Origin of the sequence: Pseudogulbenkiania subflava DSM 22618 (genome assembly GCF_900177275.1) — a bacterium.
GTDB classification, from domain to species: domain Bacteria; phylum Pseudomonadota; class Gammaproteobacteria; order Burkholderiales; family Chromobacteriaceae; genus Pseudogulbenkiania; species Pseudogulbenkiania subflava.
Window position 1 is genome coordinate 107325 of the sequence record NZ_FXAG01000006.1, and the last position, 17310, is coordinate 124634.

The window sequence follows — 17310 nt, forward strand, 5'->3', positions numbered from 1 at the left end:
TTACTCCTTCACACCAGGTGACATGCTCGTTAATTTGCGGGGGCTACCTGTCAGGCCGTCCGAAATCAAATCTGACGACGTAGGAAGCCGGCGAAATTTCGCTATTCTGATAAAGCTCATCAGCGCAAATCGGCCGTAGTTCTTCAGGTAGGCCGTTTCTGTCGAAGAAAACCAAGTAGAAAAAATAGGCTCCACGATGCTCGGTAGACATAGAAACTATGTGTTCATTGCCTGATAAGAAAAATCGATGCCCTTCGCCATTTGTCAGTTTTCCGACTGACTTGACCTCAATGTATCGCTGCCGCTGCGGTGCTGTATGTGACAGGAAGTCATAGCCAAACCCTGGCCGGTCTCTACGGTCCTCGATTTTCGGAATTAGGAGAGTCAGCCCAGCACCTTCAAGGCGCTGCTTTTCCCATTCGAGCGCAAACGCTTCGGCGGCTTTTCCAATCGCGTCCCTCTGGGACTGAACGTCCTCGAAATTTATCGTGCGATGAGCTGCCTTCTTGCGAGGCTTTTGAATGGTCGCAGTGGGTTTGCGGTCGGTGTGAATGTACTTGTCGTAGAGAAACGCCATAAATTTCGGGTTACTCCACTCCCGTGTATTGCGATTCGAGAACTTTTCTTGGAGCAATAGGTATTGATACTCGCTGGCGGGCAGTCCGTCCCCGTAGCCGAGTTCCATTCCAAGTAGTTCCAAGTGCTCGGCACTACAAACATTGAGAAAGCGATCAGGAAAGTACAGGCTCAGTATTTTTGCCTTGAACATTTGCGAAAGTAGATTGGCATCAATCGCCTCGAAGTCGAGTTCAGCCCGTTGTCCGAGTTGAACTAACTCTAATAGAGCACCTTTGATCGAACGAAATGCCTCATCCTTTGTATTCCCAAATCTGCGCGTGAAGCGGTAAATCTTGTTGGGATCACTCTTTGTCTTACCGAAGTAGATGCCAAATTTTTCTGCAGTGGCGCCTTGTATGTTTGCCCAGGGGCGTGTTTTGGCTTCAACGTGAGCACAGAAGGTTGGCTGCTGATGGCCGATGACATACTCATCGAGTTTAATCTTCGGCAGGCTCTTGAGAGGGAACGCCTTTAGGAACTCGCCACGCGTCTGTGCGGCAATATCTTCGTGGGTGATGTCGTAAGCCTGCTCAAACGCCTGCAATTGTGCGGAATTGAACGATGATCGTGTCGCCATGATGACCTTCCCTTGTTGCCCATCCGGCTGGGCTCTGTACAAAGACAATGATCATAGTATCAAGCTCGGTGCGATGTTGCTTCCGGTATCCGGCGATTAAAATGCGAATGGAATTGTGTGGATGGCGTGCCTATAACCACCGGAGGTGCGTTATACCCCGTACCTACGGCGTCTATCAGCATTCCGGCATTGACTAAGACTGATCCGAAGATGAGCATTACAGCAGCCCAAACTCAGTCCGAACTCGCTCTGCAACAGCTGCCCCGTGCGCAGCGAGCTTGTCAAACTCGTCGGAGCGAAGGCGGCGTAAGGTTGTCGGAAACGACGAGGCAAACTGCGCCGATGGGCAGTTATTGTTCGATGAGACCGGCGTGTTGATGCTGAGGTAGGCGCCGGATGACGGTGCCTGCTGAAGGTAATGCACCAGCGTGCGGACGCGCAGTGATCTCGATTGGTCCGACATGATGTCTGCGACGCGCTTGAGTCGGAAGGCATTGAGTGGCCCCATGTCGAACCCCGGTGCTAACGGTGCGCCGGCATCTGAGCAGATCAGGAAGCAGCCCTCTTGCTTTGGTATCTGGCGGCCGGCGTCAAAGAATGGCTCCAGCCCCATGTTGTCGTACACGCCACCGTCGTAGAGATGTAGCCGATGAAATGCTGGGGATGTTGGCTCGGCAGCCTCAACGGGCACATCCCACTCGCGCTTTCGCCATTCGTAGCGACCTGTCTCTAAACTCAAGGGGCCAAAGCCGCCGGGAAAGGCTGCAGAAACTGCCAACGCACTCGCCAATGGAAAGCGCGCTGCCGAGGCGTAGCCCAATGTGTATTCGCCAATGTCGCTGCGTTTGAAGCGGAACCGCTTTCCGCTTTCTGCAGTGGTCCCGTTGATCGACCATTCCGGCAGCTCCGGTAGATCGGAGAGGGTGGCTGTCACCCGCCATTCATGCCGAAGCGTCAGTGCCAGCAGATTGGCTCGAGAGAGCAAGAACCGCCAGTTGAGCGGGCTTACCAGCTGTCGTACCGCACCCCATTGGAGGCTGCGCGCGCACAGCGCCTCTCGCAGTGCAGGTAGCGAGTACGACAGAAATCGCTCGGAAGTCGGCCAGCGCATTCCATTCTGCTGAAGCAGCAGTCCGACCAGCAGACTGCCCCCAGAGACCGTGGAGATCCTTTCGACGGATTCCAGGAGACCTCGCTCAGCCAAATGCCGCAGGACGCCGAGGTGAAACACCATGGCCCGGATGCCACCGCCCGAAAGTGCCAGCGCAATCGGCTTTTGTGGCGCCGTCATGGTTGCACCCTGCCTTGCATGACTTGAATGTCGTTTTCGCTCACGATCAACTGGAGCGCAGGGAGCCCGTCACCATGCATACCCAGACTGATCTCTGCCAGTTGGACCAGATCATCTCGGCTGGGCATGGCTGAGTGCCCGGGAGGGTGACTGTGCCATTCGCCGACGTAACCGACGATGCCCGCGGTGCGCGCCGAAGCCTCCTGGACAGCCTGCACCAAGCCAGCTGTGCCGCGCTCGAAGGTGCCGGCGCTCGCTCGACTGTCCGGCGGCGCGGGCAGCGCATCGACCAGCACGATGGCTCCAACGTTGAAGTCGTGATAGCCCAGCAACACTCCACCGGTTTCCTTTGGCAGGGTGGCAAGTCGGAGCGACTTCAGGTGTGTCGCCAACCCCTCGTCATAGAAGACGCTCAAGTCACCAAAGTCGAGGCGGCGTTCGGTAGCCGGATGCACGTCGTGGACCGAGACGCGTCCCGTCTCGGGTTCGCGGTCCCAGACACGGATGCAGGCCTCCTCTGATCGACCCCGCAGCATGACCTGCTCAGCCAACGTGCTGGCGTGAACCGCAATGCGCGAATACGGCATGGCCACCGAGATGTCCCGGCAACTTGCCCCGCTCCAATAGGTTCCCAGATTGCCTTCCAGGTGCTTGGCACCCCAGGCTTGGCGAATTAGGGCGCGGTAGTACTGGGCTTCCAAGGTACGCAGGCGCGTTGTGCGACCCTGGTCTTCCATCATCAACACCGCCCCATTGCCGTTAGGAGTCACAAACGACGTGGCGTGCCGCGGCAGGTTGTCCTGAAAACTGGCCTGACGCGGGTACTCCAACGCAGCGGACGCGTCCACGACCAAGTTGGCACTCGTCAACGTATCCTGCACGGCCAAGGCACCAAGGTCGCATGCGTCCCCTCTGACTGATGTGACCGTGGCAGCTCCCTCCGTTGCCGCCCAACTCAGCTCCGCCACAACGTCGCACTTCAGCTCGCCAACATGCTGTGCAAATGCGACGTGCCTGGCCAAGTTATGCGGTTTGATGTGGTCCTTGTCGATCACCGACCACTTACCCCAGCCGGCGCGGGTCCACAAATTCAGCATGGCGCTGCCGAGGGAACCTGCCCCAACCAATACACCGCGCGGCCCTTCATCGCCGAGGCTGGACTGCTTGCGAGCAGCAGAGCTGTCAGGGAACTGCAGCACATCCATCGGAAAAATGGGCTCACTCTTCCATTCGGTCGCCGGATCACGCGCCAGGACTGACCCCTGGACTTCGGCAAAGTAGCGTTTGTCATGCAAGTACAGGGCCCCGGCCTTTACACCCAACTGGCGCAAATCACCTTGGACCAGGAAGGCGCGACGGGCGACTCGCTGCACCTCTCCGCCGGCCTCGCGCACCATGGGGATGTGCAGGATGATGACGGCGAAGGAATCCGAAGAACCGGCAGGCACGCCCGCGCTTCCAACGCCATCGCTCAGCGCCGCAATCAGCCGCGGCAGCAGATCCACCCCTCGCCGGGCCAGCAGATCCGCCAGATCTCCGAGGGTCGCGGGATCACGCTCAACAAAGCCCTGCACCACGGAGGGCAGAGTCAACTCAATGTGCGATGCCAAGCTCGGTGGCACGTTGTGGCCATCGCCGACGGGCTTCAAGAAGAAAGTGCCACCGCCGTCTGGCCTGGCCTGGCTGCGCACGACGGCCATCTTCGCGCCGCCAGCGCTCCGGAGTGCGTCGAGGTTCCATGGCAGCACGAGCTCGTACTTAGAAGCGAAGAATAGGTGCTCTACGGGTTGGTCGGCCGGGTGCAGTTCGCCCTTGGCGCTTTGCTCCAGCCACCATTGGATGCGGCGGAGGAACCGTTGCGGCGTCCACGTCCGCATCACCGTCGGTGTTGGCTCGAAGTAGAGGCAAATGCTGGCCGCCCCGTCGCGCGTGCCGTGGTTCTGGTGCATCAGTACCGGGAACGACTTGCGAAGCGCAATCACTTCGACCAGTGCCGCCTGATCCTCAGGCACCAGCAAGGCGAGGCGCTCGCGGTACTGGATTCCCACTGGGTTCCTGGACGGCACACCATCGCACTCGATGTCGACGACTAGGGCCTCGATTTGCTCCGCCCCTGGCATCCCGCGCGACAGCAACTGCACAAGCGTGTAGTCGGCCGCATCTCGCACTGCTGCGGCCAGAGCCTGCGCCCGGCGCAGGACCAGTAAGTCAGGGTGAGCCACTTCCCCGAAGTCAGTCAGCTCGTAAAACTCCTCGCTCATTAGCCGGCTCGCGAAGGACGGCTGGCCACGATGGCGGGAGCACCGATCAATGCCATCTTTGCCCAGGACACGCCACCGGCGGTCACGTCGAACACCAAGGGTTCAGGCTTGGTAGCGTTGGGCTCTTCCATGGTCACCAGGAACTTCCGGCCCTTCACCTCCTTCAAGTACCGCTCGTAGGCCTTGCGCGCCTGGATGTGGGGTGGTTGAACTTGGTCGTAGGACTCCTTCACGTCCACGATAGGCTTACTGCAACTGACGATATATGAGTCACGCTTGCCCGCCAGCAGCAGCTCCTTCACCAGTGGCTTCGGCTCGGTCTCTTTTTCGCCCTTCTCGTCGCTGAGCGACAGGTAGCTGCAGTGGTGAGGGATATTGATCAGGTCCCATGCAAGACGATCTTCATTCTTGTGCCACTTGGTGATGCGCACAATGTCCTCTAGGTCTTCCCAATGTGCATCGCCGATCTCAAGGTAATCGAAGGTGCTGGTGCCCGCTTGGAGGCGGACGTTGAACACTAGGGCGGCAGAGTTCCGGATAATGTCGCCATCCTCGCAGTGCTTCACGAAGGGCGAGTGGCAGAAGAACTCAGCACCGTCCGATGTCAGACTGAAGCCGGGCACCAGCGTGCCGGCATCGATGAACAGATGGTCACGAGCATTGGGCGCCTCGCCACGCTCCTTGAGCTTCGGAACGAGCCAGTCCATCAGATCCTGAGGCTTCGAGAAGACCAGGATGTCTTTACCCTCGAGCAGGCGATGGCGGGCTTCCTGCCTCAGGATGACGAACTCCTCGCTCTGCTGGTCGTTGGACGCACTCTCCAGGACCATCGCGGCTGGCACCCAGAGCTGTTTGATCTTGATCCGCCCCGCACCTTTGTACTTGGCCGCATGTTGCAGTTCGAAGAACTCGGTGCTGCCCTGGATATGGTCGGCGTCGGCATGGGTGAATGCCACCACGTCGAAGTAGTCACGCCCCGCCGCATCCAGCTCTTCCTTGAGCCGCTTCTTCAGGTCGATCTCGGGCGTGTCCGCACCGTTGGCCTTCTTGCGATGACAGAAGTCGAACAACACCCGACGCCCCTGGCTGAGCACAACCTGAGATGTGTCTCCGTTGCCCACCGGGTAGAAAACGATTTGATGCTTTTCTGGCATATGAACCCTTCCTTCGATAAAAATGCATCAAACGAATTGATGCTGCGAGCCGGCATGCCCGTTCTTCATATCCGTCATCCTCCTTCAGAGACGGACCTCTCTACTTATGAGTGGTGCGGACGGTGGGGAGGCCGGTCAAACGAAGGGCGCGTGGCTGGCTTCGATGTCTGAAGTATTGTTTACCCCATAGGTTAATGTCAAGTATTGTTAACGCAATGGGTTAACCAAATTTCGTTAACCCTTTCCGTTGCTATAATGGCTTGTCCAGGTGTTGCTTTTGAGGTATGCTGGGGAGACAATGGACATACTGTTTGCATCTTCCGATATGGAGGCTGCTGCATGCTCAGAGGAACATCTCAGCAGGATTTTTGGGCCAAGTGCCCGGAAAGCTTGTCAACGCCTGTTTGAGCTTGCAGCTATAGAGAGCCTTGCCATCGCTGCTACCTTGCCCATGCTGAAGCTGACTAGGCTCGCAGGGGGCTCGCGCTTTTCTGTAAGCATCTCATCTGTACATCACATCGTCTTTGAGCCTTACCTCAGCAGCATCCCTGCCTTACCGGGAGATGACAGCGATTTGTCATCTGTTACTGCGATTAGAATTCTTGCCTTAGGTGGCGCCCATGCCCGCTAACACCACCCTGCACCCATTCGTTCCGAATTTCGCCGTACCTCCAGGAGAAAGTCTCGTCGAGGTATTGGAGGCTCGAGGTCTTTCGCAAGCAGATCTTGCAGAAAGAACAGGCCGGCCTAAAAAAACAATTAATGAAATAGCAAAAGGCAAGGCAGCTATTACGCCTGAAACTGCTATTCAGCTTGAGAGAGTTTTAGGTATTTCCTCTTCCTTCTGGAATTCTCTAGAGCAGAATTATCGTGCAGCTCTTGCACGTTTGGAAGAAAAGGAGCGTCTTAAAGAGCACGTGGGATGGCTATCCAGTTTCCCATATAAAGAAATGATTAAAAGGGGATGGATAGAAAATCAAAGTGATAAAGTCGAGCTAGTTCAAGAATTATTAAACTATTTTGGCGTGGCTTCACCCGAGGCGTGGTCCGAGCTTTGGCAGCGGGGTAAAGAAGCTACAGCATTTCGTAGATCACCAGCACAGAATGTGACTGATCTTGGTTTGGTAGCTACTTGGCTGAGACAAGGTGAAATTGAAGGACGCGAACTAGAGTGTAGTTCATTTGATGCGGCTCGATTTAAGGCAGCTCTTACTAAAATAAGATTAAAAACAGCAGACATAGATGTGCATGAAACCTGCGATTTCATGGTTGAAGAGTGCCGGTCTGCAGGTGTTGCCGTTGTTCTTGTGCCAGAGTTCCCTAGGCTTGGTATTTGTGGGGCTACTAGGTGGATTTCTCCTGATAAGGCACTGATCCAACTAAGCCTTCGCTACAAGCGAAATGACCAATTTTGGTTTTCCTTTTTCCATGAGGCTGGGCATATTTTATTACACGGAAAAAGGGATGTATTTGTAGAGCAGACAAAAACTATCAAGAGTGTTGAAGAGGAAGAAGCGGACAGATTTGCCTCAGGTTTTTTAATTTCAAGTGAGGAGTATCGGCGCTTTGTAAACTCTGGTTACTTCGATCGCGAGTCGATTATTGATTTTGCTAGGCTACTAGGAATTGCGCCAGGTATTGTTGTGGGAAGACTGCAGCATGACGGGCATGTGAGTTTCGGAAGTAAGTTAAATGACTTAAAGGTTGCCTTGGCTTGGGCGGAGGATTAGATGGTTATTTCTGATGTTCATGTTTTTGTGGATGCTGGAACATGCCTCTAGGCGAGCCCCCCCTTCGGCAGCAGTTCGGGCATCGCCGACCTTGAAGTTTTGGCCCTAATCGGTCGGAAATGTATTGGTTACCTGCCGTTCAGCGGTAAAACAAGTTGAATGGCAGCTTCTCGGTCCTACGGGCAGGAGCGTCCGCTCCCAAGCGGACTTAGATAGTTACAATAAAGCCGCCCGGCAGCTGCCGTTGCAAAAGGGATACAACAATCGAAAAACGCGACGTAACTGTTTTGTTTGGACAGCGTCCAATACTCCATGGGCAGAGAGCCATCATAGGTTGATCGGCGCCAATGTTTCCCGTCCAGGTAGTTGAGGTAAACGACGTAGATGAAGTTTTTCGAAGCCCAATGAGCGTGTGCTATTGGTACCAAACGCCTACATTTGTGAGGCGCTCAAAGTAGCACCGTCTTCGAAGCACAGAAAACTCGCTCATGGCTTTGGTTGATAACGTGCCAGTTATAGTTCCTCAGCAGTTCTAGGTTGTCGTGCTCGTATCGCAGATACAGCTCAGGCTTCTGCGTCTTATTGAACTCGAGCATGGACTCAATATAGGACGGATGTGCTCTCCCCTTAAGTACAGTAGCCTTATCCATGAACACGTAGCGCACAAATGCCGAGTCGGACAGGTTGGAGTCAAAGCCGCTGCCACTAGCGTTTTCAAGATTTGATGTCATCGCTCTGTCGGACAGAAGAACCTTCTCAGTCGTGTAGGTGCTAACCATGGCACAGGCGGATGTCTCCGTGGAATTGAATAGCCCGGCAACAGCCTGGCCCAAGAAATTCGGCTGACCTTGCTGAAAATCCGCCAGCAGCATGAAGAGTGTCGCAAGCCATTCACGATACTGAACCTCTGAAAGTCCGAGCTGCTTACAGATGTACTTCTGATGAGGCTTGCGTCCGGTAAGCACCTTCTCCAATAGGCGATTCTGCTCTGGATCGGTAGGACGCATGCATTTGAAGGCAGGGAATGTGTTCAGCATTTTCGGCACGCAATAGGGGTTTCGCGCGAAATTCATTAGCTTCGCCACGAATAGATCTACCAGTTCGGCCACTACATCTGATGACTTCGCAGCGGCCTTTTCTAGCAGGCACTGTGTCAGTGTAGATACCGTGTTTTCGTACTGCTGAAACAACTCCTCGAAGTTCTCTCGAAGTTTTGCCTTCGGTTCAATGTCAAAGCTGAACAAATCATCAATCTTGAGGTTACCGCCAATCGGCCTCGATTTCGGTTCCGACAAGCGGATATCCTTGGCAACACCCCGCTGCAGAATCGAAAATTCGTAGATTTTATCGCCAGAGTAAGCATTTAGCCTTTGCTCCGTCTGAGAGACAAAGTGCTGCTTGCGCGTGGCATTGACGAACTTCATGAGCTAATCCTATCTCGGCCTTAGTGACAGTTACCAAGTGAGTGCTATCGGCCAGGAGTCACCCTCCCGGAGATAGGTGGAGCAGCCATCCAGATGACAGCTTGACTCCAACACCTGCCGTACAGTTTATGCGTGCAATTCGGTCAAAGTGGCCATTGCCAATAGTCATTCCTGAGTCTGCTTAGGGTTTCTTTGCGATCAGAATCCGTCTATTAAATCCGTGGCAACTCAGTGGGCCGTCACGTAGGCTGTGTCTGAGCCTCTTCTTGTGCACGACATTTGGCAGCTATGAACTCGAAGATTGGCTTGAATGGTTCAAAGCATTCTGCTGGTAACTGTGGCACGACCGTCTTGGCAAAATGAGTCTTGTCCTTGTCTGACTTGAACGTCACCTTGCTTCCCCCGGGACAAGGCTCCTGGTGGTAATACTCTGCAGTAGCGGCTTGACCATAGAAGAGATGCTCGATCTCGCAGGAAGAGTCGCCACCAAAAGTCTCCTTTGTCTCCGAATTTTTAATGACCTGCCTCAGGATATCGGCATGTTGCGGCACCGGCAGCATCAGAGCGTACGACTCCCCGTTCTTCCACTTCTTGATGAGCCCCCGCATTGGATCCGTAGCTAACACATCGCCATTCAAACCATTCCATTGATCATAAGCCTTGTCGAAATCAAAAAGAGCAAACACCGGTAATCCGCCCATCTCCCCATGGATGCGGTTATCCGTCAGCAGCTGGTTAATGTACGTGCAGCTGAACGCATAGAAGGGGATGAAAGGCATATCCTCCTCGAATAATTTGTACCAAGCTTCCTTGAGGATGATGGGGTCTGTACTGCCCTCGGTGAAGAGCACGGGCTTTTTCTCGATTTGGACAGCGTTGATGATGCTGAGCAGTTGCTCCTGCTCTGAAAACTTGATTAGGTCAGAGCTGAGTTTCTTGATGGCAATCGTTTTTGGCAGGTCATAGCAGTTAGCCTTGTTTTCCTTGATGTCGAAGAACTTGATTTTCTGCTTCTCATGGGGGATGAGCGTCACAGCGCTATGGCTACTCATCAGTACGTGGTTTTGCCTCGCTTCCGTGTCTGTTATTTCAAATACCTGCTTGAGGAAATCGAACTGCCACTCCGGGTGTAGGAAGGCATCCGGCTCATCCAGCAATGTGAGGCAGTTACGGTCCTTAAACAGTTCAACGATGGAGTAGATGTAGACCGACTGGAACTGGCCGTCGCTGAAGTGGTTGATATTGCCTTCCAGACCAGAAGTAAGACGAAGAGGTACGGAGATGCCATCCAGCATACCCAGCGTTTTCAAGTTATCGAACTGGCGGAACAACTCCTGCCACTTACCGCTGAATGACTCTTGCAACTTGCTGATAGTCAAGTACAGCACGTATCGATCATCGCCGGAGAGATAACCCTCGGTTACCGTCAATGCATCGACATTACTCCAGATGCAATGGCTCAATGTATCGAGAAAATCCTTGGTAATGCCGTCGGCTTTCCAGTATCTGTCGGACTCGTCGTTAAGCTCAATGTCGAAGTCTTTTTTCCCTCGCGCATACTCCGGACGTTGCAGCTCGACCCGAAGCACGGGCTCCGCAACTTCGTCGGTCCCCGGTTTGGTGATGCCAAGTTTATCGATCCCGAGCTTTTGACGAATGAATGTGTGAGCTCGGCCACCTTCCGGCTGCACCAGCAGCACTGCCAGAAGCAGTGCTTTGTATCCCGGGCCGATGCAGATGAAGCGACGTGAATCTTCAAGGTTTGCGCCCTTGATGCGCCCACGAAAATTTTTCTCGTAGTCCGCAACCAAGCTAGACACCGTAGTATTGTGGCCAGAGTAATAAATCAGCACATTGTCAGGAAATGGTGTCTGGCCCAGCGATTTTCGATCATTATCTTGGTTAATACGCAGCTTGCTGGTTTTCCATTCGATCTCGGTCTCTTGCTCATTGATTTCGTAGCGCAACGTATAATCGAAGCCAATATCGTTATCAGCTCGACCGAGCTGATCGAGATGGCGAAAGATCTCAATCAAGGCCTCGAATAGGTTAGATTTGCCGCTGCCGTTCTTACCGACGAATATGTCTATGAAACTGCTGCCATCAAAATTTAGAGAGAAGTCACGCAGGTTCTTGTATTGACTGATGTGAAGGTGTTTCAAGCGCACGTGGAAACCTCACATCTGTGCCATCACTGCATTGAGCAGTAAAGTTTTTTGGGTTGTGGCTGAGTATATTTGTTCTTCGAGAGATTCACATAAATCCATTAGCTGATCGATCTTGGAGACAATTTTCTTTTGTAGGTTTAGCGGTGGCAGAGGAATCGGTAGGCTGTTTAATGCCCCTTGATTTATTTTTGGCATGGTGCCAGACGTTCCAGATGCATTCTTTCGCAAATAGTCGCGACATGAATCTGAACTCATGGCGTAAAGAACATAGTTCTTGTCGACTGAATCAGACAAGCGAATCTTCATCATCAAATCTGGATATATGTATTGATTTGGCTCGCCGCGATAAATAGCGGGGATGCCAACATATTCAATTGTGTTTCCTCTTTGAATGAGGATGTCTCCGTCTTGTAGCCACAGGTCAGACTCCGAGGGAACCTCAATGTCAAGGTATTTGTAAAACTCGCCTCTGAATTTTCCGGAGGTGGTTGCACTCAGGGTGAGGGAGCGGACATTGGTTTCGTAGTCAACTGCTTTTGGGGAAAAACCATTAGTGGGCCCGAAGACTATCAAGTCTTGTAGTTGGACCCATAACCAGCCAATTGGCAACGGATAGGGCATTTCCTTCTCAGGAATTGGCCGCAGCGATTTTGGTGCCTTGATCTTGCCGATCTTAACGAGTCGCTTTTTCTCGAATTCGATCCCCCTGAGCAATTCGCAGGTGGGCTGATCATTAGGGTCTTGCGGGATGAGTTTGCCCATCACAGCCAGTTGCAAGATGGCTTTGCGCAATTCGGCGACGCTTTCTTTGACAGTGTAGAGTTCGCCGAAGTGCTCGGCGAGGAAAGCTTGGGCGCGTTGATGCTCGTCGGGCTCGGCGATGTTCAGCAGTTGCCTGACGGCGGCGGAGTGGACGGCCAGCCGCTTTTCTTCGTGATCAGTGCGCAGCTTTTCCAATGCATCGCAACGCGCCATCAGTTCGTCGATTTTGGCGACGATGCGGTTTTGTTCTGCAAGAGGAGGAAGCGGGATCAGTATCTCTACAAATTTGGCAATGGAAACGCCACCAATAATGCCTGTCATTGAATCTGCGAATGATTTTGCAAAAAACGGCGATAAATACGCAAAGAGAATGAATCGAGAAGGAATTTTCCCAAATAATTCATTGGCAAATAGCTTGTTGCCAAAACAAATGTCGCGCTCTGTCAGACCGCATTTTTTGCCGGCACTACCACCTTCTGCGCAGATCAATACCGCGCCTGCGTGCGCAACTCTAAATTTCTCCTCATTGAGGGGAATGCAGATGCCATTATCGTAATCAAGCGGGTCCAGTCCGTAACCCACATCCTTGGTCGCGATATATGGCAATCCCTTTGCGCCAGCATACTTTGCATCCTTTTCGGATGCGTTGATACTGTTGCCGTTAAAAACATTACCAATGCTCCCAAGCCTTATCCACTCCCACCCCTGTGGAAGCGCGTAGGGAATTTGCTCCGCCATGACTGGCGGAAGCTGCTTAGGTGTCTTGATCTTGCCTTCCTTGGCCAACCGCTTCTTCTCGACCTTAATTTCTTCCAACAATTCACTGGCTGGCTGATCATTCGTATTTTGTGGAGCGAGCTTGCCTTGCATGGCCAGTGTCAAAATCAGCTCTCGCAGTTTCTGGACGCCTTCGGGCGCGGCAAAGGTAGTATCAAAGTGCGCTTCCAGCAGAGCAGCAGTGTGCTTATTCATCTTTAGGTCCCTCTGCCCCTTGTTCCAGCGCAGCTCGTTCGCGCTCCAGTTCGGCACACAGTTCGGCCTCGCTGGGCAGGATCAGCCGGTACTTGCTGGCAAACAGTTGCCCTCCTTGCTCAAACTCGACGATGTGGCGGTACTTCCCATGCACCATGTCCACCGCCCGCAGGGCACGTTGGCGGCCTTGCTGGATCAGCTCGCGCAGAGCGTTCAGCAGCTGGTCAGGCATGGTTGTGATCTGGCTCATGCCTGCTCCCCGCTCGTGGCCCGTAGCGCATTCAGCAATTCGGTCTTGAGCACCTGCTGGGCGGCTGCCAACTGGCGAGAGATATCCTGATACTCCGCCATCAGCTCGGTTGGGTCTCCGTGGTGGACGGCCACTTGGTGCGGGTTCTTGCCCACGGCATCCAGGTTGTAGTTCTTCTCGGCAATCTCTTTGGCCGGCACCATCCACGCGTATTCCGTGGTCTTGCGACCCTTGCGCTGCGGTCCGCCCCACCATGCCTTTTCAAGGTCGAACTCTTCAATGGACAAGGGCTTGGAGCGTGAATAGCTCTTGTAACCTTCCGGGTAGGGGTGCTCGAAGAACCAGACATCCTGCGTGGGGCCGCCCTTCTCGAAGAACAGGATGTTGGTGGCAATGCTGGTATAGGGCGCGAACACGCCTTTGGGCAAACGCACGATGGTGTGCAGGTTGAACTCTTCCAGCAGCTCACGCTTGAGTGTGGTCTTCACCCCTTCACCAAACAGGAAGCCATCGGGCAGCACTACAGCGGCACGGCCGGTGTCATACTTGAGCAGGTGCATGATAAGCGCCATGAAAAGATCGGCGGTCTCGCGGGTCTGGTGCTTGGCGAGAAAGTTCTTTTCGATGCCGTCTTCTTCCATCCCACCAAACGGTGGGTTGGTGATAATGATGTCCATCCGGTCACGCGGGCCGTAATCCTTAAACGGACGAGAGAGCGTGTTGTCGTGACGGATGTTGGTTGGCACATTGATGCCATGCAGCATCATGTTGGTCATGGCAAGCATGTGCGGCAGCGGCTTTTTCTCCACGCCATGGATGCTGTTTTGCAGCCGTTCGTCGTCACCCGGGTTTTTGACTTGCTTTTTCAGGTGCTCGATCGCGCAGGTGAGGAAACCCCCTGTACCGCAGGCCGGATCAAGAATGCTTTCACCCAGTTGCGGATTGAGAATATCAACCATGAACTGGGTGACGGCTCGCGGGGTGTAGTACTCACCTGCATTGCCGGCCGACTGCAGGTCCGCTAGGATCTTCTCGTAGATGTCGTTGAAGACGTGGCGGTCACTGGACGAGTTGAAGTCCACATCCTCTTCAATGGTGTTGATCACTTGCCGCAGCAAAGTGCCGGACTTCATGTAGTTATAAGCGTCCTCAAACACCGAGCCGACCACGCGGCCGTGCGCGGAGACCCCTGCTGAGGTGGCCAGTTTTTTGAGCGAGGGGAACAGGTCGTTGTTGACGAAGTCGATCAGCTCTTCACCGGTCATGCCTTCGGGGTTTTTGGCCCAGTTGCTCCAGCGAAAACGGCCTTGCAGCGGTGACTTGTAGTTGGCTAGCGTGAGCTCCCATTCCTGCTCTTTGTCGTCATAGATTTTCAGGAATAGCAACCAACAAATCTGGCTGATGCGCTGGGCGTCACCATCGACGCCGACATCTTTGCGCATGATGTCCTGAATGGATTTAATGAGTGTGGCGAGTGACATATCGGTGTCCTGGTTCTAGTTCTTCTCAGGCGCTGTAAAGCGCTTGTTCGAGCTCGTTGACGGCTTGCTCGTATTGAGCCTTGCCGCCAAAGGCGCGGATGAGTTCGATGGGGGTCCCCAGCCGGTTGAACGGGGCAATGGTGAGGATTTGCGTTTCCTCTATGGCTGCAACGCCTTCGTCAGCATATTTGTCGAGCAAGGCTTCAAGGACTGCCTGCGCCTGTTCGCCATACTTGGCAAAGTAGTGGCGTTTTTTGACCTGCTCGACCCGCTCCTTGCGGGTGAGTGGGGGCTGATCCCAGGCCACGTGACAGAGAAGGTCGAATGGGTCAAACGCCTTGCCAAATTGCTTGCTAACTTCCTCAGCCAACGCTTCAAAAAAGATGCCCTGACTGGCCAGTTCGTCGATGATGGCTTGTTTCTTTTCGGCGCTGCTCCAGCGGAGCAGGAAATCGTCAAGTGAGGCAAACTCTTTGGCCAGCGTGTTGCGGGTGTAGTCCTTCAGAGACTCTGTGATCAGCTTGCCGTTGGCGTCAAAGTACTGCACACGCTCGGCGACCATCTTTACTTCGACGGTGGCCACCACGTAGCGGCGCACGCGGCCATCGTCGTCACCCGGTTCAGACATACCTGTCCAACGTGATTCGCCCTCAGTGGGATAGGTGAAGCCTTCCTGGGCTTCGTCTCCCTCATTTAGCATGCCGTCCTGTTTGTCTGGCGGCACGGGCGATGCATCACCTTTGGGTTCATAGATTTGGACCGGATCGCCATCGAAAGCAGGATCAGCAAATAGCTCGGTGGCCTTCTTGAAGTCGAGGATGGTGAAGTAGTACTTGTCGAAGTCTTCGTTGATGCGTGTTCCCCGCCCAATTATCTGCTTGAATTCGGTCATGGACTGGATGCGTTGATCCAACACGATCAACTTGCAGGTCTGGGCATCAACACCAGTCGTCATTAGCTTGGACGTGGTAGCGATGACCGGGTACTTGCTCTCGGGAAAGATGAAGTTGTCGAGCTCTAGCTTGCCCTCTTCGTTGTCGCCGGTAATGCGCATAACATACTTGCTGCTTTGCGCGACCAGATCGGCGTTCTCATTGACCAAGGCCTGGCGCATGCGCTCGGCGTGATCGATGTTGTCGCAGTAAACGATGGTCTTGTCGAAGCGGTTGGTGGCTTTGAGGAAGTCGCTGATTTTCTTGGCCACCATCAGCGTGCGCTGCTCCAGCACAAGATTGCGGTCGAAGTCGCGCTGGTTGTAGATGCGGTCTTCGATCTCGTTACCGAGCTTGTCCAGCATTCCCTTGTCGGGGCGCCAGCCGGTAAGGTCTTTGTCCAGGTCAATGCGCACCACCTTGTAGGGCGCAAGGAAGCCATCGTCGATGCCCTGGCGCAACGAGTAGGTGTAGATGGGCTCACCGAAGTAATCGATGTTGGAAACGTCCTTCGTTTCCTTAGGCGTTGCGGTCAGACCAATCTGGGTGGCTGAATGGAAGTACGTCAGGATCTCGCGCCATGCTGAGTCTGCTGCAGCGCTACCCCGATGGCATTCATCGATGACGATCAGGTCGAAAAAATCTGGACTGAACTGCTTGTAGATGTTCCGCTCTTCTTCGGTACCAGTGACGGCCTGATACAGGGAAAGATAAATTTCATACGACTTGTTGGCCTGCCGCTTTTGGATCTTCGTCATGGCCGAGCCGAAGGGCTTGAAGTCGTTGGTCATGGTCTGATCGACCAAAATGTTGCGGTCTGCTAGAAAGAAGATGCGTTTCTTGGCCCGCGACTTCCACAGCCGCCAGATGATCTGGAAGGCGGTATAGGTCTTGCCAGTGCCGGTTGCCATCACCAGCAGGATGCGCTGTTGGCCTTTGGCGATGGCCTCGATGGTCTTGTTGATGGCAAGCAGCTGGTAGTAACGGGGCGTCTTGTTGCTGCCGTCGCTGTAGTAGTCCTGGCTCACCAGCTCCTGCTGCTGCGTGTTCAGTCCTTGGTGGTCGGCCCACCAGTGCCAGAGCATTTCTGCACTTGGGAACTCATCAAGCCCCAGTTCACGTTCGACGACACCATCTGAGGCAATCTTGTTGTGGAACAGGAAGCCATCGCCATTGCTGCTGAACACGAATGGCACTTGCAGCAACTCTGCGTAGCCCAACGCCTGCTGCATGCCGTCACCCAAGCTGTGGTTGTTGTCCTTCGCCTCGATGACCGCGATGGGTAGATTTGGCTTGTGGAAGAGAACGTAGTCAGCCCGCTTGTGTTGGGCGCGGGTGTGCAACTTGCCGCGCACGATGATGCGCCCTTTGGTGAGGGGAAACTCCTCACGGACTTGGGTAGCGACATCCCAGCCGGCCTGCTCCAGCGAGGGAGTGATGAACTTGGTACAGATGTCACGTTCGGAGAGCGCCTTCTTATTCATGCTTTCCCTGCGCCTTCTGATTGGAGCGACTCAACGGCCTTGATGTTGTGCGCCCGTGCGTACTCCAATATCAGGATCTCGATCATCGATGCTACGGACCGCCGCTCACGATCAGCGGCCATGCGAAGTAGTTGCTTGATCTCGGAGGAGGTGCGGATGGAGAGGGTTTCGTCTTTCAGGCGTGACATGGCGGCGTCTCGTCAAGG

12 protein-coding genes are annotated in these 17310 nt (G+C 54.1%); 1 reads left to right on the forward strand and 11 read right to left on the reverse strand.

Annotated features, from left to right (window positions below):
• Positions 1-43 precede the first annotated feature (43 nt).
• The 4 genes from B9N72_RS07615 to B9N72_RS07630 form a co-directional block, all read right to left on the reverse strand.
• On the reverse strand, positions 44-1195 hold the full coding sequence (locus tag B9N72_RS07615; RefSeq protein WP_085275892.1) for a protein NO VEIN domain-containing protein: 1152 nt from the start codon (positions 1193-1195) through the stop codon (positions 44-46).
• A 217-nt stretch (positions 1196-1412) separates the two neighbouring features.
• Positions 1413-2486, reverse strand: a complete 1074-nt coding sequence (locus tag B9N72_RS07620) for a patatin-like phospholipase family protein (RefSeq protein WP_085275826.1) — start codon at positions 2484-2486, stop codon at positions 1413-1415.
• On the reverse strand, positions 2483-4747 hold the full coding sequence (locus B9N72_RS07625; protein WP_085275827.1) for a ThiF family adenylyltransferase: 2265 nt from the start codon (positions 4745-4747) through the stop codon (positions 2483-2485). Before B9N72_RS07625 ends, B9N72_RS07620 begins: the two co-directional genes overlap by 4 nt.
• Entirely contained in the window at positions 4747-5901 is a 1155-nt protein-coding gene (locus B9N72_RS07630) for a ComEC/Rec2 family competence protein (RefSeq protein ID WP_085275828.1), read from the reverse strand. The genes B9N72_RS07625 and B9N72_RS07630 overlap by 1 nt, the downstream gene beginning before the upstream one ends.
• A 620-nt stretch (positions 5902-6521) precedes the next feature.
• Between B9N72_RS07630 and B9N72_RS07635 the strand changes: the two genes are divergently transcribed.
• Positions 6522-7631 (forward strand): HigA family addiction module antitoxin, encoded by a 1110-nt coding sequence (locus B9N72_RS07635; protein WP_085275829.1) that lies wholly within the window; start codon positions 6522-6524, stop codon positions 7629-7631.
• 449 nt (positions 7632-8080) lie between these two features.
• Here B9N72_RS07635 and B9N72_RS07640 read toward each other — a convergent pair whose 3' ends face one another.
• The 7 genes from B9N72_RS07640 to B9N72_RS07670 form a co-directional block, all read right to left on the reverse strand.
• Complete coding sequence (locus B9N72_RS07640; RefSeq protein ID WP_085275830.1) at positions 8081-9055, reverse strand: hypothetical protein; 975 nt, start codon at positions 9053-9055, stop codon at positions 8081-8083.
• A 239-nt stretch (positions 9056-9294) separates the two neighbouring features.
• On the reverse strand, positions 9295-11223 hold the full coding sequence (locus B9N72_RS07645) for an AAA family ATPase (protein WP_085275831.1): 1929 nt from the start codon (positions 11221-11223) through the stop codon (positions 9295-9297).
• Between the two features lie 9 nt (positions 11224-11232).
• Positions 11233-12957 (reverse strand): restriction endonuclease subunit S, encoded by a 1725-nt coding sequence (locus B9N72_RS07650; protein WP_085275832.1) that lies wholly within the window; start codon positions 12955-12957, stop codon positions 11233-11235.
• On the reverse strand, positions 12950-13207 hold the full coding sequence (locus tag B9N72_RS21230) for a hypothetical protein (protein WP_085275833.1): 258 nt from the start codon (positions 13205-13207) through the stop codon (positions 12950-12952). The genes B9N72_RS07650 and B9N72_RS21230 overlap by 8 nt, the downstream gene beginning before the upstream one ends.
• Positions 13204-14688 (reverse strand): type I restriction-modification system subunit M, encoded by a 1485-nt coding sequence (locus tag B9N72_RS07660; RefSeq protein WP_085275834.1) that lies wholly within the window; start codon positions 14686-14688, stop codon positions 13204-13206. Before B9N72_RS07660 ends, B9N72_RS21230 begins: the two co-directional genes overlap by 4 nt.
• 25 nt (positions 14689-14713) lie before the next feature.
• The gene (gene hsdR, locus B9N72_RS07665) at positions 14714-17104 is read right to left on the reverse strand and encodes an EcoAI/FtnUII family type I restriction enzme subunit R (protein WP_085275835.1); all 2391 of its coding nucleotides are present in this window, start codon (positions 17102-17104) and stop codon (positions 14714-14716) included.
• Positions 17101-17292, reverse strand: coding sequence for a hypothetical protein (locus B9N72_RS07670; RefSeq protein ID WP_085275836.1), 192 nt, complete (start codon positions 17290-17292; stop codon positions 17101-17103). The genes hsdR and B9N72_RS07670 overlap by 4 nt, the downstream gene beginning before the upstream one ends.
• Between the last annotated feature and the right edge of the window lie 18 nt (positions 17293-17310).